The 19,968-nt window shown below is 58.5% G+C and carries 14 protein-coding genes; 5 read left to right on the top strand and 9 right to left on the bottom strand.

Translation table 11 applies throughout. The features are described from left to right. The first annotated feature begins 450 nt into the window (after positions 1-450). Positions 451-1,116, top strand: coding sequence for a fructose-6-phosphate aldolase (gene fsa / locus AC559G_RS22765; RefSeq protein WP_498914905.1), 666 nt, complete (start codon positions 451-453; stop codon positions 1,114-1,116). 51 nt (positions 1,117-1,167) lie between these two features. On the opposite strand, the gene AC559G_RS22760 is transcribed toward fsa, so the two are convergent. The 3 genes from AC559G_RS22760 to AC559G_RS22750 form a co-directional block, all read right to left on the bottom strand. Next, positions 1,168-3,234 carry a carbon starvation CstA family protein gene (locus tag AC559G_RS22760; protein WP_498914903.1) on the bottom strand — a complete coding sequence of 689 codons (2,067 nt, stop codon included), beginning with the start codon at positions 3,232-3,234 and terminating at the stop codon, positions 1,168-1,170. A 224-nt stretch (positions 3,235-3,458) separates the two neighbouring features. Next, complete coding sequence (locus AC559G_RS22755) at positions 3,459-5,393, bottom strand: exoribonuclease II (RefSeq protein WP_498914901.1); 1,935 nt, start codon at positions 5,391-5,393, stop codon at positions 3,459-3,461. Between the two features lie 196 nt (positions 5,394-5,589). Continuing rightward, positions 5,590-7,890, bottom strand: a complete 2,301-nt coding sequence (locus AC559G_RS22750) for an FdhF/YdeP family oxidoreductase (protein ID WP_498914899.1) — start codon at positions 7,888-7,890, stop codon at positions 5,590-5,592. Positions 7,891-8,138: 248 nt separating this feature from the next. On the opposite strand from AC559G_RS22750, the gene AC559G_RS22745 reads away from it, so the two are divergent. From AC559G_RS22745 to AC559G_RS22735, 3 genes are all read left to right on the top strand, one after another. Then, positions 8,139-8,687 carry a YbhB/YbcL family Raf kinase inhibitor-like protein gene (locus AC559G_RS22745; protein ID WP_498914898.1) on the top strand — a complete coding sequence of 183 codons (549 nt, stop codon included), beginning with the start codon at positions 8,139-8,141 and terminating at the stop codon, positions 8,685-8,687. Between the two features lies 1 nt (position 8,688). After that, complete coding sequence (locus AC559G_RS22740; RefSeq protein WP_498914896.1) at positions 8,689-9,504, top strand: AraC family transcriptional regulator; 816 nt, start codon at positions 8,689-8,691, stop codon at positions 9,502-9,504. Positions 9,505-9,674: 170 nt separating this feature from the next. Beyond that, entirely contained in the window at positions 9,675-10,592 is a 918-nt protein-coding gene (locus tag AC559G_RS22735; RefSeq protein WP_498915099.1) for a LysR family transcriptional regulator, read from the top strand. Here the strand turns inward: AC559G_RS22735 and AC559G_RS22730 are convergent. The 6 genes from AC559G_RS22730 to sapA all read right to left on the bottom strand — a co-directional run bounded on the left by AC559G_RS22730 (position 10,560) and on the right by sapA (position 17,452). After that, positions 10,560-11,756 (bottom strand): CMD domain-containing protein, encoded by a 1,197-nt coding sequence (locus tag AC559G_RS22730; RefSeq protein ID WP_498914894.1) that lies wholly within the window; start codon positions 11,754-11,756, stop codon positions 10,560-10,562. The genes AC559G_RS22735 and AC559G_RS22730 overlap by 33 nt on opposite strands. A gap of 398 nt (positions 11,757-12,154) precedes the next feature. Further along, positions 12,155-12,967: an ABC transporter ATP-binding protein gene (gene sapF / locus AC559G_RS22725; protein ID WP_498914892.1), complete on the bottom strand. Its 813-nt coding sequence runs from the start codon at positions 12,965-12,967 to the stop codon at positions 12,155-12,157. Position 12,968: 1 nt separating this feature from the next. Then, on the bottom strand, positions 12,969-13,961 hold the full coding sequence (gene sapD, locus AC559G_RS22720; protein ID WP_279023855.1) for a putrescine export ABC transporter ATP-binding protein SapD: 993 nt from the start codon (positions 13,959-13,961) through the stop codon (positions 12,969-12,971). Further along, the gene (gene sapC, locus AC559G_RS22715) at positions 13,961-14,851 is read right to left on the bottom strand and encodes a putrescine export ABC transporter permease SapC (RefSeq protein WP_462616135.1); all 891 of its coding nucleotides are present in this window, start codon (positions 14,849-14,851) and stop codon (positions 13,961-13,963) included. Before sapC ends, sapD begins: the two co-directional genes overlap by 1 nt. Further along, positions 14,838-15,803 (bottom strand): putrescine export ABC transporter permease SapB, encoded by a 966-nt coding sequence (gene sapB / locus AC559G_RS22710; protein ID WP_438596893.1) that lies wholly within the window; start codon positions 15,801-15,803, stop codon positions 14,838-14,840. Before sapB ends, sapC begins: the two co-directional genes overlap by 14 nt. Then, positions 15,800-17,452 (bottom strand): ABC transporter substrate-binding protein, encoded by a 1,653-nt coding sequence (gene sapA / locus AC559G_RS22705; protein ID WP_498914889.1) that lies wholly within the window; start codon positions 17,450-17,452, stop codon positions 15,800-15,802. Before sapA ends, sapB begins: the two co-directional genes overlap by 4 nt. A 978-nt stretch (positions 17,453-18,430) precedes the next feature. Between sapA and AC559G_RS22700 the strand changes: the two genes are divergently transcribed. After that, positions 18,431-19,968 (top strand): two-partner secretion domain-containing protein (locus AC559G_RS22700; RefSeq protein WP_498914887.1); only part of this gene is annotated, 1,538 nt, incomplete at its 3' end.

The raw sequence follows: 19,968 nt of genomic DNA, 5'->3' as shown, positions 1-19,968 counted from the left end.
ACTTCGAGTTGCAGGTGTGTTGGCTTTCCTCGCTCACCCCAGTCACTTACTCAAGTAAGCTCCTGGGGATTCGCTGCGTTGCCGCATAATTCGGCCATACGGCCTCACCCCTTCGGGGCCAGCGCTAGCGCTGTTCAAAAACGCTTTTGCGTTTTTGTCCTGCAACTCGAATTATTTTGGGTATATATGGAAGTACCTTAGTAATAAGTATAGCTGCCTTACCGGTATGCCCGTCATATTTCATATCGCAGGCGTGCTGGCTGTATTGCCGCCAAAATCAGTATAAATAACAATACCGCCCGGTATAGGTAAATAATCCTATATTTGGCGGGATGCGCGCCCGCTGGGGCCTGAACCGCGTTTTATTTGGCTTGTATCAAACGGCGCACGCGCTTTTACTTTATGATGGCCGGTAAGACAGATGGGCTTATCACAGACGCAGGAGTTGATATGGAGCTTTACCTAGATACCGCCGATGTTATTTCCGTTAAGCGGCTGGCACGGATACTGCCGTTGCACGGCGTTACCACTAACCCCAGCATCCTGGCCAGGGAAGGGAAACCTGTCTGGGAAGTTTTACCGGCGCTGCGTGACGCGCTGGGCGGCACCGGCAAACTGTTTGCGCAGGTGATGGCCAACGATGCGGAGCGCATCGTCGCGGAAGCCATGTTGTTGAACCAGCGGGTGCCCGGCCTGGTGGTGAAAATTCCCGCCACCGCCGAAGGGCTGGCGGCAATGAAGAAGCTGAAGACGATGGCGATCCCGACTCTCGGCACCTCCGTATACGGTGCCGGGCAGGGGCTGCTGGCGGCGCTGGCCGGCGCCGAGTATGTGGCGCCCTACGTTAACCGCGTGGATGCGCAGGGGGGCGACGGCATCGCGATGGTGAGCGAACTGCAACAACTGCTGAAATTGCACGCGCCGCATGCCAAAGTGCTGGCCGCCAGCTTCAAAACGCCGCGCCAGGCACTGGCCTGCCTGCTGGCGGGCTGCGAGGCGATCACGCTGCCGGTGGATGTCGCAGAACAGTTTTTGGCCGCGCCCGCGGTGCAGGCGGCGGTGGAGAAATTTGAACAGGATTGGCAGGGCGCTTTCGGCTCTATGGTGTTGAGTTAACCATACGGTTTATTCTGCCGCCCGGTAAGGCGGCAGAATGGCGCGCAGCGGTTAGCCGCGGTTGGCGCTTTCGCGCAGGACGATCTCCGACTCATGTACCGTCGGCGCATCGGCGCGAAGCGCCCGGCGGATAGCCAGGAATGCGGAAACCAGCATGGTGGCCGCCACCAACATAAAGAAAGCGCAAAGCGCGGCGTTCACCTGGTTGCTGAATACGATGGTTTCCATATCCCGCAGTGTTTTCGCTGGTGCGATGACCGTGCCTTGCTCAATGCCGGCGGCGAATTTATTCGCCTGCGCCAGGAAACCAATGCTGGGCTGCTCGTGGAAGATTTTCTGCCAGCCTGCGGTCATTGAGGTGATGAACAGCCATAGGGTAGGCAAAATGGTCACCCAGGCATAGCGCTGCTTTTTCATTTTAAACAGCACCACCGTGCCGAGGATCAACGCCATCGCCGCCAGCATCTGGTTACCGATGCCGAAAAGCGGCCACAGCGTGTTGATGCCGCCCAGCGGATCCACCACCCCCTGATAGACAAAGAAGCCCCAGCCGGCTACCGCAACGGTGGTGCCCGCCAGGTTGCCGAACCATGAACGGCTGTTGGCCAGGCTCGGCACGGCAACGCCAACCAGATCCTGCACCATGAAACGGCAGGCGCGGGTGCCGGCATCAACGGCGGTGAGGATGAACAGCGCTTCGAACAGGATGGCGAAATGGTACCAAAAGGCCATCATCGCCCGGCTATTGAAGATCTCGCTGATGATGTAGGCCATGCCGACGGCAAAGGTAGGGGCGCCGCCGGCGCGGGAAAGCACCGAATTCTCACCCACGTCTTTAGCGATCAGCGCCAGGGTTTCCGGCGTGATGGTAAAGCCCCAGCTGTTAATCACCTGCGATGCGCTTTCCACCGTGGTGCCGATCAGCGCCGCCGGCGAGTTCATGGCGAAATAGACGCCCGGTTCAAGCACGGAAGCGCAGATCAGCGCCATAATGGCGACAAACGATTCCATCAACATCGCGCCATAGCCGATAAAGCGAATGTGGCTTTCGCGTTCCACCAGCTTTGGCGTTGTGCCGCTGGAAACCAGCGCGTGGAAGCCCGAGATCGCGCCGCAGGCGATGGTGATGAACAGGAAGGGGAACAAGGCGCCGGAGAACACCGGGCCGCTGCCATCGATAAAGCGCGATACCGCTGGCATTTTCAATTCCGGCATGGCGAATACGATCCCGATAGCCAGCCCGACGATGACGCCGATTTTCAGAAAGGTCGACAGATAATCGCGCGGCGCCAACAGCAACCACACCGGCAGCACCGAAGCGACAAAGCCGTAAATCACCAGCACCCAGGTCAGGGTGGTGCCGTGCAGCGTGAAGAAAGGCCCCCAGTAAGGGTGCTGGGCCACGTTGCCGCCATACACGATCGCCAGCATCATCAATACAAAGCCGATGACGGAGACTTCCGCAATTTTACCCGGGCGGATAAAACGCATGTAAACCCCCATAAACAGCGCGATGGGAATGGTGGCCGCGATGGTGAACAGCCCCCACGGGCTATCGGCCAAGGCCTTAACCACCACCAGCGCCAGTGCGGAGAGGATGATGATCATCACGCCCAGCGCCCCAAGCATGGTTACCACGCCGGCAAAGGCGCCCAGTTCCTGTTTGGCCATTTCCCCCAGTGAGCGGCCGTCGCGGCGGGTTGAGATAAACAGGATCAAAAAGTCCTGCACCGCCCCGGCCATCATCACGCCGACCAGGATCCAGATCGTCCCGGGCAGGAAACCCATCTGCGCGGCCAGAATCGGGCCGACCAGCGGCCCGGCCCCGGCGATAGCCGCAAAGTGGTGGCCGAACAGCACCCATTTGTTGGTCGGTACATAATCCAGGCCATCGTTATGCCGTTCCGCCGGCGTTAGCCGACGATCGTCCAACTCGAATACTTTTTTAGCGATAAACAGGCTGTAGAAACGGTAAGCGATGCTGTAGCAGGCCACTGCGGCCACGACCAGCCAGACCGCGTTAACATGCTCACCCCGGCTTAGGGCCAGCATCGCGAAGGCAAATGCACCGACGAACGCCACTACCAGCCAGATAATCCCGGACTTGACGTTTTTCATAGTCAACGACTCCTTGGTATACAGAGGTAAAATAATTATTTTCGAGAGGTGGCTAACAGGTTAAAAATAGGAGGTTTGTGTACAAAAAGAAGCCGGATGAATAAGAAGTGTGAGCGCGGTAGGGTTAATTGTAAAAACGAGATGATGTGTGCCGGCGATCGGTTATTGCGGCCAAGAAAAAGGCGATGCCAAGCATCGCCTTGAGTCAACGCCGCGGCGGCTAATCAGGCAGCCGGCCGGGCAATCACGCTGCGGGTTTCCATGCGTACTTCGGCGATGGTGACTTGCAGCGCATCGCCCTGGCGATACACCTCTTCACTTTTCACCTGCACGGTGCCGGTATCCTGGCTGCAAACCAGCTCGTCACGCACCGAGTGGATAAACGGTGCCGGGATAAAGGCAACGGCGCCGTTGTCCACCAGGCGCACGCGCAGGCCGCCGCGGGTGACGTCGATGATCTCCGCATTAAAGCGGGTATCCGTGCCGGCCTTGTCTTGCAGGAAGCGCGCATACAGCCAGTCGCCGACATCGCGCTCCGCCATGCGGTTCAGGCGGCGGCGTTCCGCCAACTGCACTGTGACTTCTTCCTGCGGTTTTTCAGCCGCCTGCTCGCTGATAATCGCTTTTAGCAAGCGGTGGTTCACCATGTCGCCGTATTTGCGGATTGGCGACGTCCAGGTGGCGTAGGCTTCCAGCCCCAAGCCAAAGTGCGGCCCCGGCGTGGTGCTGATTTCTGCAAAGGTCTGGAAACGGCGAATGCGGCTGTCGAGGAACGACGTCGGCAACGCATCCAGCTGGCGGCGCAGTTCGCAGAAGCCATCCAGCGTCAGCAGTTTTTCCGCCTCGGCTTCAATGCCGTTGGCCTGCAGAACGGTAACCGCCTGCTCGACCAGCGCCGGATCAAAGCCGCTGTGGACGTTATAGATGCCAAAGCCGAGCCGATCGCGCAGCACGATGGCGGCGCAGACGTTGGCGGCGATCATGCACTCTTCCACGATGCGGTTGGCTGTGCGGCGGTGTTCGGTAATGATATCCAGCACTTCGCCTTTTTCACCCAGTACAAAGCGGTAATCAGGGCGATCCTTAAACACCAGCGCGTGTTGGCTGCGCCAGTTGCTGCGGGCATCGCTTACGCGTTTGAGCAGGGTGATTTGGCGCGCGATGGCGTCGCTTGGCGGCTGCCAGCCGGCAATGCCTTCCAGCCAGTCGGAAACGTCGTCATACGCCAGTTTGGCCTTGGATTCGATTTCTGCGGCGAAGAAGCGAATATCGCTGCCCAGTGCGCCATCAGCGCCAACGGTAACGCTGCAGGCCAGCACCGTGCGGTGTTCGTTGGCGCGCAGCGAGCACAAATCATCAGCCAGATCGCGCGGCAGCATCGGGATGTTAAAGCCCGGCAGGTAGTTAGTGAATGCGCGCTGGCGCGCGATGTCATCCAGTTTGCTGCCTTCGGCGACATACGCCGTTGGATCGGCAATGGCGACCGTCAACTGCAGCGAGCCGTCGGCATTTTCCTGCACGAACAGGGCGTCATCCATATCTTCGGTGCTGGCGCTGTCGATAGTAACGAAGTTCAGGGCGGTCAGATCTTCACGCGGCAGGCTGGCATCCGGCGTTTGCATGCTGACCATTTCCGGCGCTTCTTTTTCCAGATTATGGCGTGCCAGCGTGACCCACCACGGCGCGAAGTGATCGTCACCGGTCGTGATGAACTGGGTCAGGTCCGCATAAAAGCCGCGATCGCCCTTTAACGGATGACGGCGCATTTGCGCCACCGCCCAATCGCCGGCCTGGAAGTTATGCGCCAGCTCGCGCGCTGGGCGGCACTGAATCGCATCTTTCAGCAACGGATGATCCGGCACGATAGACAGCCGATCGTCTTTTTTCTGCACCCGGCCGACAAAGCGCGACAGGAACGGCTCAACCAGCGTTTCCGGCTCGGCAATCTCACGGTCTTTTTCGGTATGCAAGGTGGCAACGATACGATCCCCGTGCATGACTTTCTTCATGTACGGCGGTGGGATGAAATAGCTTTTCTGGCCATCGACCTCAAGAAAGCCAAAACCTTTCTCAGTACCTTTCACTACGCCTTCGACGCGCGGGGTCTGAGAGTGAAGTTGCTGTTTAAGCTGCGCCAGCAGCGGGTTGTCTTGAAACATATCGTCCAGTGAATGGGTTATGGGTGGCTTGATTTGCGGCAGACAGTTTTACGCTAATCACCCGCTGCGGGCAAGCGTAACGTCACGGTTTTCCCGTTGCTGCGCATCATTTTACCGGATTGGCGGGCGGGGCGATTGCCGGTAAAACCCGGCCGTCAAGGCCGGGGGCAAATGGGCGCATGCCGCGGGCGGATTTTCAGACGATCCTCAAGGTTTGCAGTGCCGCAGCGCAGCGGCGGATCGCCACCGGAATGGATTTGGAGGTTGGCGTACCGGTGCCGTCGCCAAAGCTGGCCAGCGGTACCAGCGGGTTGGTTTCCGGGTAATAGGCCGCCAGGTTGCCGCGCGGGATGTCATAACTCACCAGTTTGAACCCCTGGACTTTCCGCGTGATCCCATCGTTCCACAGCGTTTCGATTTCTACCTCGTCGCCGTCTTGCATGCCCAACGCGGCCAAATCGTCAGGGTTGATGAACAGCACTTCGCGCTGGCCATACACACCGCGGTAGCGATCGTCCAGGCCATAGATGGTGGTGTTGTACTGATCGTGCGAGCGCAGGGTTTGCAAGGTGAACGGCGCCGGTTGCGGGAACAGCGTTGCCGGCAGATCGGCGGCGCTGAATTCGGCCTTGCCGCTTGGCGTGGCGAAGCGCAGTTCGGCGGCGGCGTTGCCAAGGTAAAAACCGCCGGGTTGTTCGCAGCGCTGGTTGAAGTCTTGAAAGCCGGGAAGGGTTGCTTCAATGAGGTTGCGGATCTGCGCGTAGTCTTCCGCCAGCGCCGGCCAGTCGAGGTAGCGCTTGCCCAGCACCGCATCGGCGATACCGCAGACAATGGCGGTTTCAGACCACTGTGTTTCCGCCAACGGCTTGCCCACACCTTCCGAGGCATGCACCATGCTGAAAGAGTCTTCCACCGTAATAAACTGTGGGCCGCCGGCCTGGATATCGCGTTCGGTGCGCCCCAGAGTCGGCAGGATCAGGGCATCTTTTCGGCCGGTGATCAGGTGGCTGCGGTTGAGCTTGGTGCTGATATGCACGGTTAAATCGCAGTTGCGCAGGGCGCTGGCGGTGCGGTCGGTATCCGGCGCCGCCGCGGCGAAATTGCCGCCCAGCGCAATCAGCACCTTGACCTCGCCCTGTAGCATGGCCTCGATCGCTTCGACCGTATTGTGGCCATGCTCACGGCGCGCGGTGAAGTGAAAATGCTTCTCCAGGCTGTCGAGCAGCGCCGGCGGCGCTTTCTCGTCAATCCCCATGGTGCGGTTGCCCTGCACATTGCTGTGCCCGCGCACCGGGCACAGGCCGGCGCCCGGCTTGCCCAGTTGGCCGAACAGCAGTTGCAGATTGGTGATTTCACGCACCGTCGCCACCGAGTGTTTGTGCTGGGTTACGCCCATGGCCCAGGTGCAGATCACGCGCTCAGCGCTTTGATAAATCTGCGCCGCCTGGCGCAGTTGCGCTTCACTCAGGCCGGATTGCTGGGTGATTTGCGCCCAGGAGGTGGCGTCTACCTGCGCCAGATAGTCTTCAACACCGGTGCAGTGCTGCTCAATAAACGCCAGATCGAACAGCGGCGGCTCGCCCTGCGCCAGCCGCTGGCGATGGGTTTCCAGCAATGCTTTGACCATGCCACGCACCGCGGCCATATCGCCGCCCAGCTTAGGCTGAAAGTAGGCGGAACTGATGGGCGAAGAGATCGGCGTTAGCATCTGAATGGGGCTTTGCGGATCGGCAAATCGCTCCAGCCCGCGCTCACGTAGGGTATTGAAACTGACGATACGCGCGCCGCGCCGCGCTGCGTCTTTCAAACTGTGCAGCATGCGTGGGTGGTTGGTGCCTGGGTTCTGGCCGAAGACAAAAACGGCGTCTGCTTGCGTAAAATCATCCATGCGGATGGTGCCTTTGCCCACACCGATACTTTGTTTTAGCCCCACGCCGCTGGCTTCGTGGCACATATTCGAGCAATCAGGAAAGTTACTGGTGCCGAGCATGCGGCCAAACAGTTGGTACAAATAAGAGGCTTCATTACTGGCGCGCCCAGAGGTGTACAGCTCGATCTGGTTAGGGTTGTCCATCTGGCGGATGTGTTCGGCGATCAGCGCTAGCGCATCCGGCCAACTGATGGGCAGGTAGCGATCGCTGGCGGCGTCGTAACGCATAGGATGGGTTACGCGGCCTTGATACTCCAGAAAGTAGTCGCTTTGTTGGCGCAGGCTGCTGACGGTATGGGCGGCAAAAAACGCCGGATCCACCGCATTGCGCGTGGCTTCCCAACTGACGGCCTTGGCGCCGTTTTCACAAAAGCTGAAGGTGCTGTGGTTGTCGTCGCCCCAGGCGCAGCCCGGGCAGTCGAAGCCGCGCACTTTGTTAACGCGCATCAGGTTGCGCAGGTTTTTCAGCGCCTGCTTGCTGTCCAGCACGTAGCGGGTGGTAGCTTCTAACGAACCCCAGCCGCCGGCTGCGCCGGTGTAGGGTTTAATTGCCGGTTTGAATTTCATGATGATCTTCGCAGGTGATGGCTGTAATCAAAAAGTGAATGACTCTTTACGTTTTTGAGTCTCTTATGTCACAAGTGTAGGAGTGTGCCGACACAGCGTCTAATTGAATAAGGCAATGGCGGGATAGAGGCGGTTTATCGCGGATGGAAGGGGCGCGCGAACGTTATGGCATACAATCAGAGCGTTTCAGCATAATATCGTCCGGCCTGATTGGTTACGCTCTTCTGGTTCTAACAGGAGAGAGTAACATGAAGAAAATCATTATATCTTTGGGCCTGCTGGCGGTTGCGAACGGCGCTCAGGCGGATACGTTCAGCGTCAGCAGTACGGATATGCAGCCCGGCAAGCCGTTAAAAACGGCGCAGGTTTTCCAGGGTTTCGGGTGCCAGGGCGGGAATATTTCCCCACAGATTGCCTGGAAAAACGCGCCGCGGGGAATAAAAAGCTTTGCCGTTACTGCTTTCGATCCGTATGCGCCAACGGGCAGCGGCTGGTGGCATTGGACGGTGGTGAATATTCCCGCCGGCATAAACCGGCTCGCGGCGGGGGCCGGTAATAAAGATAATTTGTCGTTGCCGCAGGGGGCTGTCCAAGGGCGCAATGACTACGGTTTTGCCGGGTTTGGCGGCGCTTGCCCGCCACAAGGAAATGCGCCGCACCGTTATCAATTTACGGTTTGGGCGTTAAAAACCGCAAACTTACCGATTGATAACAATGCCAGCGGCGCACTGGTGGGATTTATGCTTAAGGCGAACGTATTAGCCACGGCAGAATTGGAGGCCATCTACGGGCGTTGAAATGCAGCCATTGAACCACAGCGAGCAGGTTGTCACCTTACAAGCTATCCGGGCGCGTTGCGCCCATGAGCTGCACCGGGTCACGTTGTTCGCGCCGGCGCTATGTCACGTGCGCCGGGGCAGCAAAGTGGTGCAATTTGCGGATTACCATGAGGTCGCCAGGGCGGATTCGCTGATCGTGTTCCCGGCGGGTAAAGAAATCAGCATCGCCAATCGGCCTGCCCAAGGGGAATATGCATCAGATATCATCTATATTCCCCAACGTTTTTTATCCCAGTTCAGGGCGCGGTATCCTGCGCCTTTCACGGCAGAGCCGGCGGTGAAGCAGGCCAGCCTGTGCGTGCCGTTTGATGCACATACGCGGCAAATATGGGATAGCCTGTTAAACACGCTTAACGATAACGCCCCCCAACAGCTGCAGGAACACCAGTTACAGGGGGTATTATTGGCGCTCCAATTGGCTGGTAATGCCGGGCTACTGCTGCGTGAGCGCCACGATCCTGTCTCTGCGCAGGTGCAGGGGTTGATCGCTTTGGCGCCCGCGCATGATTGGCAGGTCTCGGAAATGGCGGCGCATTTGCATATGGGCAGCTCAACGCTGCGGCGGCGGTTGGCGGCCGAGGGCCAGCATTTTCGCCATCTGCTTGAAAATACCCGTATGGCCAATGCGTTGTACGAGGTGCAAAGCAGTGGGCGCAGCATCGGGGAGATCGCTTACCGTAACGGCTACGCCTGTGCGTCGCGTTTTGCTGCCCGCTTCTTGCAACACTTCGGCCTTAGCCCCCGGGTGCTGCGAGGGGCCATGCGCGATGGTTAGCCAGATCGCTAAGGCCACTTAATTATTCCTGGCCGCAGGGTTGCGCGGTGTTCTGCGGGTGAAGAGAATCGATGATAAACTGCTTTTATCCGGCTGCCAGTGGCTGGAAAGCTGAAACCGCCGTCAGGTGAATCGTCTTTTATCTTTTTGTCGCTGATTGGAATAAAAAAATAGACATCAAGCAACTGATCTACCTGTGTAATCTTGAACAGGAACGCCATTTTGGCCGCGCCGCCGAAGCCAGCTTCGTCAGCCAGCCCACGCTTTCCATGCGCCTGAAAAACCTGGAAAAGGAATTGGGTGTCGCGTTGATCAATCGCGGCAACAACTTTGAGGGTTTTACCGCCGAAGGGGAAAGGGTGCTGGCGTGGGCGCGAGAGATCGTCTCAGTCTACCAGGGGCTGAAGCTGGAAGTGGAATCGCTCAAGCATGGCCTGAACGGTCGGTTGCGCATCGGTGCGGTGCCGCAGTGCAGCATTTCGCTGGCGCAGATGTTGAAGGCCGTCAGCGCAAGCTACCCGCAGCTTGATTACCGGGTGGCGGTGCTCAGTGCCGATCAACTGCTGGAAGCGCTCACCGCGCATACGGTGGATATAGGCATCGGTTTTTTTGAGCTGTCCACGCTGGAAAAGCTGCATTTTCAGTCGCAGCCGCTTGCCGACAGCGGCATAGAACTGGTGTTTCATCCGCAGCATTTTCCGCAGTTGCTGGGAGAAGCGCCGTTGCCGTTGACGCAGGTTGCCGCGCTGCCGCTATGCCTGGCGGAACCGACGCGCTATTTCCGCCGCTATCTCGATCATCACTTTCACGCCGCCGGCCTGGCGCTGCATGCGCGCCTGGAAACCGCGTCCATCTTTCAACTGTTGCAGGGGATTTGGGTGGGGCTGGGCTGCGGGCTGTTTCCGCGCGGCAATCTGCTGGCGCAGATGACGCCAGATTTGCAGCGTCGCCCGCTCGCTATTGCGCCGATGTCGCGGCATGCGGCGGTAGTGATTGCCGAACCGGGGCGTGCCACGCCGCTGGCTCAGCACTTCTTCGATGCCGCCCAGGCATGGCTACTGCAGGACGCTCTCTTGCGCATCGGCTAAAGGTGCAAAATCGCCCAAGCTATGGCGCAGGCGGTTTTCCCAGGCATAGAGCGCGCTACTGAGGATCACTTCCAGCACCTGAGCCTGGCTTAGTCCGATATTGAATAACGGTTGAACGCTTTGCGGCGTGAATTTCTCCGGTGAACGGGTAAGCTCCGCGGCGGTGGCGATCACCGCCTGCGCCAGCGGTTCAGCCGTACTCTGGGCGGTATTGATGCTTTGCTGCAACGCACCGGTCAGGGTTGCATCGGCCACCTGCGGTATCAGGTTGGCGACGCAGTAAGCGCTGCCGTTAATGCGTGAAACCACCAGCGCAGCCAGCGCTTTCAATTCGGCTGGTAGACCATAGTCACCGGCGTTAATCTGGTTGAATACCCCGTTGCGTTCGCGCAGCGCGGCGGCGTCGTGCGCCAGCAGCCGGTAATAGGCATCATTACGTGCCTCGGGGTGGCTTTGATCGAGCACGTCCAACTGTTCAGCGGCCGCCGCCGCCAGCGTGATTTCCGGCAGCCGCGCTTGCCATACCTGCTGTTGCTCTGCGGCGCTGAAGGCTTCGGCGTCGTCTATCACCGGGAACCCCGGCACCACCACCGCCGGCCGCCCGGCCAGCGCCGCAATGCCGGCGATAACGCGTGCCTGATAACTGACAAAGCCGATGATTTGCGAAAAGGTGACGATATCTTCGGTGCTCAACTCCACGTCAACCAATTGTTGCAAGGCCTGCGGTGTGATCTGGGTGGGGTGTGTGGCTAACTGGCGAGCATATTGGGTGATTTGCGCCAGGCGGATGTTGCTTTTGCGCGAGGCTTCAGGGCTGTCCAGCGGGGCGAGGCGGGCCGCGTAGTGGCTACAAAGCGGTTGGATGCCGGTCACCTGGGCAACGGTCAAGGCGGTGCTGAGACGATCATAAAGTGACAATGTCACTTTTCTGCTTAGCACAACACGCTTGGGAAACAGCCGGTGGTAGCAAGCCAGCGAGGCGTCGAACACGCCGGCCCGCGTAGTGAGGGCGGTGTTCAGCGTTTCGTCGGCCAAAGCGCCAAAGCCTTGCAGAAAGCGATCGCGAATGGTGGCCGCGCCGGGCTCCAACAGGTTACCGCTGTATACGCTGCTCTGGGTTTCGTGATACCACTGGGTATTGTGTTGTCGACGTAACGGTTCCATTGGCTTAATCCTTAATCATGACCAAAACCACCGCTCAGGTACCGTGGTGGCTGAGTGAAGGGGCAACAGCTGAGCAGAAGTGCAAGGGAAGGCGGGTACCGGTGGCGGTTATCACAACATACTGCGGCGCATATTCCGCTGGTGGCTGCGATGGCGTGCAGGCAGTGATCTTGCTTTCCCATTAGATTGATATCCTGTTGAAGAGTGGACTTTTCGTGCAGGATATCTTCACCGATCGTTATGGCGAGATAAAATAATGTTACGTGCTAATAAATAACTAAAGTGAATAAAATATACTGAGATATATTAAAAGGTAATTTACATTTGAGTTTAATGGATAACGCCACGTGCGGGATGGCGTTGCCGCGCCCTGATGGGCGCGGTTTACGGCCGGGGGATCAGAAGCGGCCGCCGTCGCGCCGCCAGGCGTCTGCGGTCAGCGCCTCGCCGAAGTGGCTGGCGATCAGGCGTTTGGTAAGATCGTGCAGTGGCGCGGCCAACACGTCGGCGGTGCTGCCGCGTTCCACCACTTCGCCTTCGTGCATCACCAGCACCTGATCGCTGATGTGCTTCATCATGCCAAGGTGCTGGGTCACGTAGATATAGGCGATGCCGTGTTTTTCCTGCAGTTCCAGCATCAGGTTAATGATCTGCGAACGCATCGACATATCAAGTGCGGCCAGCGCCTCATCGGCCACGATCACTTTCGGCTGCAGGATCAGCGCACGCGCCAGGGCGACGCGCTGTTTCTGGCCGGAAGCGAGCATATGCGGATAGTAATAAGCGTGATCCGGCAGCATCCCCACCTGGCGCAGCGTGAGGTTGATGCGCTGTTCACGCGCGGCGCTGTCCAAATCGGTATTCAGCCGCAGCGGGGCGTCCAGCAATTGGCCGATGCGTTGGCGCGGATTGAGCGACGTGCTGGGATCCTGAAAGATCATGCGGATGCGCTGGCTGCGGTAGCGATAGTCGCCGTATTCCAGGCGATGATCGTCGATCAGCAGTTCACCGTCGCTGGGCTCAATCATGCCGGAGAGCATTTTCGCCAGCGTGGATTTCCCCGAGCCGTTTTCACCGATGATCGCCAGCGTCTGGCCTTCGCGCAGCGTAAAGCTGACGGATTTCACTGCTTCCACATGCTGGCGGCGGAACAGCCCGGTGCGGTAGCGGTAGGTTTTGGTCAGATTGCGCACTTCCAACAGCGTTTCCATTTTAGTTATCCTCCATGTTCAGCGGGAAGTGGCAGGCAAAAAGGTGGGTTTTGACCGGGCGCAGTTGCGGCGCTTCAATGCATTTTTTCTGCGCATAGGGGCAACGCGGCCCCAGGCGGCAACCAATCGGCAGGTGCTCCAGCGAGGGGATTGCCCCCGGCAGGGTGTTCAGCCGGCTTTTATGCGGCAACGAACGGCCAAAATCCGGCATGGCGCGGATCAACGCCTGCGTATACGGGTGGTGCGGTGCGGCCAGTAAATCCTCGCACTGGGCGCTTTCCACCGTTTGGCCGCAGTACAACACGTTTACCCGGTTCGCCCATTTACTCATGATCTGCAGATCGTGGCTGATCAGCAAAATCGTCGTGTTGTTGTTCTGGTTGAGCCGCGCCAGCAGGCGGAAAATTTGCGCCTGGGTAGTCGGTTCCATGGCGTTGGTCGGCTCATCGGCGATCAACAGCCGCGGCTGGTTGGCCAGCGCGATGGCAATCATCACCTTTTGGCATTCCCCTTCGGTCAGTTCGTAGGGGAAAGAACCCATGATGTCCTGGTGATCTTTGATGCCGACGCGGTGCAACAGCTCTATGGCGCGGCGTTTGCGCCAATGGAAGCGTTGCCACCAACGGCCTTTATACGTCCAGCCGGGGATCGCCTGCACCAACTGCCGGCCGATGCTTTCAGAAGGATCCAGGCAGGACTGCGGTTCCTGGAAGATCATGGAAACATTGTGGCCGACCAGTTTGCGCCGCTCGCGCGGCGTCAATTGGAGCAGGTCGATGTCGTTAAAACGCATGCGATCGGCGGTTACCCGCCAATTGTCTTTGGTCACGCCGCAGATGGCCTTGGCGATCAGGCTTTTGCCGGAGCCGGACTCCCCGACCAGGCCGCGCACTTCGCCCTCGGTGAGCGTGATGCTGACGCGATCGACGGCTTTGACCGGCCCTTCGGCGGTCATAAACTCAATGGTCAGATTGCGGATATCGAGTAACGGCATTATTCCACTCCCGCATTAATTGCCCGGCGTATACCATCGCCTAACAGGTTAACCAACAGCACGCTAACCAGAATCGCGGCACCCGGCAGCATCACCGTCCAAGGCGCAACGTACACCAGCTCCAGCGAATCACCCAGCATGGCTCCCCATTCCGGGGAAGGCAACTGCGCACCGAGATCGAGAAAGCCCAGCGCGGCGATATCCAAAATGGCCATGGACAGCGCGCGGGTGAATTCGGTCACCAGCACGGCGGCAATGTTCGGTAAAATGGCATACCACAGTATCTGGCGGGTAGAGGCGCCATCCAGGCGCGCGGCGACCACATACTCTTTTTCCAGCTCGTCATGCACTGCACTGTAGATGGTGCGCACCATGCGCGGCAGCAGCGCCAGCCACACCGCCAGCATTGCGTGCGGCAGCGCGGGCCCGATAAAGGCCACCACAATGATCGCCAGCAGCAGCGAAGGGATGGAGAGCAGGGTATCAAGAATATGGTTGAGCACCGCTGAGCGCAGGCCGTGGGTAACGCCGGCGAAGACGCCAAGAACCACGCCGAAACAGGCGGCGGCTACGGTGACGATCAGCGCGGAACCGTAGGTGGCGGCGGTGCCGGTCAGCAGGCGGCTGAGGATATCGCGGCCCAGATCGTCGGTGCCGAGGAAGAAAGAAACATTGCCGTGGCGCGACCAGGAAGGTGGCAACAGTTGGTAGCCAAGAAATTGCTGATCGAGCGCATAAGGAGCCAGCCAACTGCCGAAAACCGACAGCAGCAAAAGCAGGATGACGCCGTAAAAGCCGATCATGGCCAGCGCATCGCCGTAAAACAGCCGCCAGGTATAACGCAGCGGGCTGGGCATTTTCTTTTCGCGGTATACGTTATCGAAGGGCATACCATTCCTTATGTTTCAACGGGTTGGTTGCAGCGCCTAAAATATCTGACAGCACGTTGATGGTGATGACCAGCATGCCGATCACCATCACACCGGCAGAAATCGCCGCAAAATCCTGTTGGCGGATGGCGTTTACCAGCCAGCGCCCAAGCCCAGGCCAACTAAAGACCACTTCGGTAATCATCGCCAGCGTCAGCATGGTGGAAAATTGCAGCCCCAGTTTAGGAATGATCGGCGGCAACGCATTGTGCAGCACGTGGCGGCGAATGATGGTGAAGCGCGACAGGCCGCGAATGGCGGCCGCTTTGATATAGTTCTGGCCACTGACGTCGTCGGTGCTGATGCGCATCAGGCGGATCACTTCCGTTACCGGCGCCACCGCCAGTGCGGCCACCGGCAGCACCATATGGCGCAGGGCGCTGGCGATCATTTCCGTGCGGTACGGCGAATCCGACAGCCAGGCGTCGATCAGCGCAAAGCCGGTTACGGGCTGCACCTGGTATAGCAAATCAAAACGCCCGGAAACCGGCAGCCAGCCAAGGTGCAGCGAGAAGAACAGCATCAGCAATAGCGCCAGCCAGAATACCGGCATGGAAAAACCGATCAGCGCGAAGGTGCTGATGGCGGTATCCTGCCATTTTCCGCGCATCACGCCCGCGATAATGCCCAGCGGGATACCGATGAATAACGCCAGGGTAAAGGCCAATAGGCACAGTTCCATGGTGGCGGGGAACACTTCACGCAGTTGAGCGTTGATCGCCTGGCCATTGATGCTGGACACGCCAAAATCCCAATGCAGCAGGCTAACCAGGTAAAAGCGGTAGGCATCCCACAGCCCGGCACCGCTGAGCGGCGCATGCGGCGTAAAGTAGCTGAGGCTAAAGCTGACCAACGTGAGCAGGAACAGTGTGATCACCAGCAGCAGCAGGCGGCGCAAGGTAAATATAATCACTTTTTCGCCCCCTCGTCAGATTCACGATACACCCCGGCAAACGACGCGTTGCCGAATGGGCTTAGCACCAGCCCGCGGATATCATAGCGGTAGGCCTGCAGGCGCAGCGATGAGGCCAACGGCAATACCGGCAGCTCTTGCTCAAGAATTTTTTGCGCTTGCTGGTAGCTGTCGATCCGCTGTGACAACTGTTGAGACAGCAGAGCGTTTTGCAGCAGCGCGTCAAATGCGGGGTTGCACCAGTGAGCATAGTTGGTTTGCGAGCGGATTGCCGCACAGCTTAACAGCGGGCGGAAAAAACTGTCCGGATCGTTACTGTCGGTGGCCCAGCCGGTCAGGGTTAAATCATGGTTGCGCTCCATCAGGCGGGCTTCCTGAAAGCGGCCTTCCACCGGCACGATATCAACCCGGATGCCGACCTGGGCCAGATCGGCCTGGATCAGTTCGGCGGTTTTCAGCGGGCTGGGGTTATAAGCCTGCGAAGCGGTCGGCACCCATAGCCTTAAATGCAGTTGTTCGGCACCGGCCTGGCGCAGCATCTCACGCGCCAACGCCGGGTTGTATTCGGTGATGTGCGCATCGTTGTCATAGGCCCAGGAAGCACGCGGCAGAATTGAAGCCGCGGTTTCCGCCGTGCCGTAATAGATGGATTGCATCAGGCGCTGGTTATTGATCGCCAGTGCCACCGCTCGGCGAATTTTCACATTGTTAAACGGCGGTTTTTCCGTGTTAAAGGCCATGTAAGCAATGTTCATCCCCGGGCGCAGCGTCAGGCGCAGGCGCGGATCGTCGCGCAGGATCGACAGCTGGCTGGCCGCCGGGTAGGCCAGCACGTCGCACTCGCCGGTTAACAGTTTGGACAGGCGCCCGGTGCCGCCGGCGCCAAGATCGATCACCACCTGTGCCATGCGCGGTAGGCCTTTCCAATAGGCCTGGTTACGCGCCAGGCGGATATATTGCCCGGAGCGGTATTCATTGAGCATAAATGGCCCGGTGCCGACCGGTTCGCGGTCGATCAGCGGCTGTTTATCCCGTTTGGTCAGCGTGTCGGCATATTCGGCCGAGAGAATCGGCGCGTAGTGGGTTGCGATATGCCACAGGAATGAGGCGTCCGGCGCCTGCAGGCGGATCTCAACGGTATAGTCATCAATCTTTTTCACGCTCTGGATCGTATCGCCGAACTGCAAGCTGTCAAAATAGGGGTATTCACCGCCGTTGACGTTGTGATACGGGTGTTTTTGATCGAACACGCGCGTGAAGCTGAATACCACGTCGTCCGCGTTCATCAGGCGCGTTGGTGTAAACCAGGCGGTGGTCTGGAACGGCACGTCACGGCGCAGGTGGAAACGGTAGGCGGCGCCGTTATCTAGCACTTCCCAGCTTTGCGCCAGTTCAGGGATCAGGCGATAGGTGTAAGGATCGACATCCAGCAGGCGATCGTACAGCTGTGCCGCCAGGGTATCGACCGTCAGGCCGCTGCTGGCCATTTGCGGATTGAAGGTATTGAGTATGCCGCTGACGCAATAAACAAAGCCGCTTTGGCGGATATCCGGCAGCGGCGCTGCAGCGGCAGGGGCAGCGGGTGTTGAGGCGATGGCGGAGCCTGCCAGGCAGCTCAACGACAGTATCCAAAGGGGTAAAGCACGCATAGACGCTTCATGAGTTATTAAGCAATGGCGATAGTGTACCGTACTCTGGCGAGCGACCCAATTCCTTGCGAAAAATGGTTGAATTTTCTACTTTTTGGCTAACTCTGCGGCAGCGATCGTCGCTTTTGACTGGCGGGCGTTTTCATGGCCGGCGCCGCAGGCCAAATCCGTGGCGTATCGGGCACTATTACCTGCCTTTGAACGCGTAACGGATTTGCAGATCCCCCGTTACCGGGGGGAGAACGCACAATGTTGATATGGTAATGAGAAAAATTCTCAACAAAGCACTTTACAGCTGATACTGATAACCATTATCATCGCTTTGCACTTCACGGAAGGTAACGCCTCGTTGCTTTTTGTGGAAGGCACGACATTGCTCACATTGCTTCCAGTGTTTATTTAAGCCAGCTCGGGTGCTGGCTTTTTTTTGTTCATTTTAGTAGCGCCTTCATCAGCCAGACGATATTCAGTGGCGGGTAGGGGCTCCGCGACAACTCCGCCAGTTCATATCCTGACTTACTACCGATTCTTCTTAATACGTAGCAACACCAGCGGCTGATGTTCTACCGTGATTCACCGTATCACGCAACTGCTCAGCCTAAATAACCGAAGACGTGATGAAACTCAATGGATTGGGTACTTACATGCATTTATAGAGTGAATGTATTTTTTTATTATTATCTTAATCATGAATATAAATTGCGTTTAAATATCGATAGTTTGTTATTTATGACCATTTTTAGGAGATAAATTTTAAATAATCTATCTTTTGTAGTTGATTATCATACTAATGGGAATGATAATCGTCACGTAAATTGACATGTTTTTCACAGTGAATACTTCTAGGGATTAGACATGCTGGCATGCAGGACGTATCCATGGCTTTAGGCCGTGCGGCTTTTCCGTTTTGCCTGCGTTTTCTCTACAAATTTGCCGCAACTGACCAGAACGGACTGACTTTTCTCACGGATGTGACTCATGAACAAGCATTGCTATCGCCTTATTTTCAGCCGCACCCATGGGGAACTGCGGGTGGTTTCCGAACTGGCCCGCAGTTGCTGCAGCGAGCCGGGGCAAAGCCGCGGCACCGGCGCGCCACGGTTGTGGGTGACGCTGCGCCGCACGGTATGGCTGCTGGGGCTGGCGCTGTTTGCCGGGCCGGCGGCGGCCGACGGCATTGTGGCGGACGGTGCGGCGGCGCCCGGCCAGCGGCCGGATGTGATCGCGACGGCGAACGGCTTGCCGCAGGTGAATATTACCGCGCCCAATCAGGCCGGGATATCGCACAACCAGTATCAGCAGTTTGATGTCGAGCAGAAAGGCGCCATTCTCAACAACTCGGCGGTGATGACGTCCACCCAGATGGCCGGGATGATACAGGGCAACCCCAACCTGAATCCGGACGCCGCCCCCGCACGGGTGATCCTCAATGAAGTCAACAGCAACAACCCCAGCCAACTGCGCGGTTTTCTGGAAGTGGCCGGCGGGCGGGCGCAGGTGATCGTTGCTAACCCGGCGGGGATTGTCTGCAACGGTTGCGGCACCCTCAATGCCGGGCGAATGACGCTGACCACCGGCAAGCCGCAGTTGAACGCCGACGGCAGCCTGGCGGGTTACCAGATTGAACGCGGCGTGGTGCGCGTTGAAGGCGGCGGGCTGAATGGCGATAGCCGCCATGATACCGAATACGTGGATATTCTGGCGCGTGCGGTAGCAATCAATGCCGGCGTCTGGGCCAAAGATGAGCTGTCGGTGGTGGCTGGCCGCAACCGCGTGAGCGCGGACGGTAAAACCGCGACGCCGCTTTCGGACGACGGCAGCGCCAAACCCGAGTTGGCGATAGACATGGGCCAGATGGGCGGCATGTACAGCGGCAGTATCCGGATGATCGGCACCGAAGCGGGGGTGGGGGTTCGCAATCAGGGCGGGCATCTGCAGGCTGAAAAGACCCTGGTGGTGAGCAGTGAGGGCAAGCTTGTCTGGCAGGCCGGCACGGCAGAGCCTTACACGCAGGCCGGCGGCGATATTAGCTTAACCGCCCGAGACAGCGTTGAACACCAGGGCAAACTGTACAGTGGCGGCCAGCTGGCCGTACAAAGTCGCCAGGGCGACATTCGCCAATCCGGCACGCTGGCGGCGGCCGGCAACGTCACGCTGCGCGCTGAGCAAGGTATCCAGAGCAGCGGGGCGCTTTTGGCGGGCAGCGATGCGAACAGCAGCCTGATCCGCGCGGCGGATATCACTCTCGTCAGCCAGGGGGATATTCGCGCCAGCGGCAGCTTGCTGAGCCAGAAACAGGTGGCGGTGACCGGCCGCCGGGTGGATTTAAGCCACAGCCTCCTGGCGGCCGGGCAGGCGCAGTTGACGGCGCAAGCCGGGGACGTGCTGTTGCAACAGGCGCAGGTGGACAGTGAGCAACTCACCGTCAACAGTTTGGGGCACCTCGACACGCAACAGGCGCAAATCCGCGCCGGGAATTGGCAAATCACCGCCGATAGCCTGTACAACCAGGCGGG

Origin of the sequence: Gibbsiella greigii (assembly GCF_039540155.1) — a bacterium.
In the GTDB taxonomy this organism is placed as follows: Bacteria; Pseudomonadota; Gammaproteobacteria; order Enterobacterales; family Enterobacteriaceae; genus Gibbsiella; species Gibbsiella quercinecans.
Note: the sequence above shows the minus strand (reverse complement) of the source record. Positions and strands in the feature narration are given on the sequence as shown.

Coding starts and splice junctions, on each gene's coding strand:
- sapF (WP_498914892.1), bottom strand. CDS start 12,967: ATGGAAACGCTGTTGGAAGTGCGCAATCTGACCAAAACCTACCGCTAC.
- AC559G_RS22745 (WP_498914898.1), top strand. CDS start 8,139: ATGAAGAAAATCATTATATCTTTGGGCCTGCTGGCGGTTGCGAACGGC.
- AC559G_RS22750 (WP_498914899.1), bottom strand. CDS start 7,890: ATGAAATTCAAACCGGCAATTAAACCCTACACCGGCGCAGCCGGCGGC.
- sapD (WP_279023855.1), bottom strand. CDS start 13,961: ATGCCGTTACTCGATATCCGCAATCTGACCATTGAGTTTATGACCGCC.
- AC559G_RS22755 (WP_498914901.1), bottom strand. CDS start 5,393: ATGTTTCAAGACAACCCGCTGCTGGCGCAGCTTAAACAGCAACTTCAC.
- AC559G_RS22740 (WP_498914896.1), top strand. CDS start 8,689: ATGCAGCCATTGAACCACAGCGAGCAGGTTGTCACCTTACAAGCTATC.
- AC559G_RS22760 (WP_498914903.1), bottom strand. CDS start 3,234: ATGAAAAACGTCAAGTCCGGGATTATCTGGCTGGTAGTGGCGTTCGTC.
- sapA (WP_498914889.1), bottom strand. CDS start 17,452: ATGCGTGCTTTACCCCTTTGGATACTGTCGTTGAGCTGCCTGGCAGGC.
- sapC (WP_462616135.1), bottom strand. CDS start 14,851: ATGCCCTTCGATAACGTATACCGCGAAAAGAAAATGCCCAGCCCGCTG.
- AC559G_RS22730 (WP_498914894.1), bottom strand. CDS start 11,756: ATGGAACCGTTACGTCGACAACACAATACCCAGTGGTATCACGAAACC.
- fsa (WP_498914905.1), top strand. CDS start 451: ATGGAGCTTTACCTAGATACCGCCGATGTTATTTCCGTTAAGCGGCTG.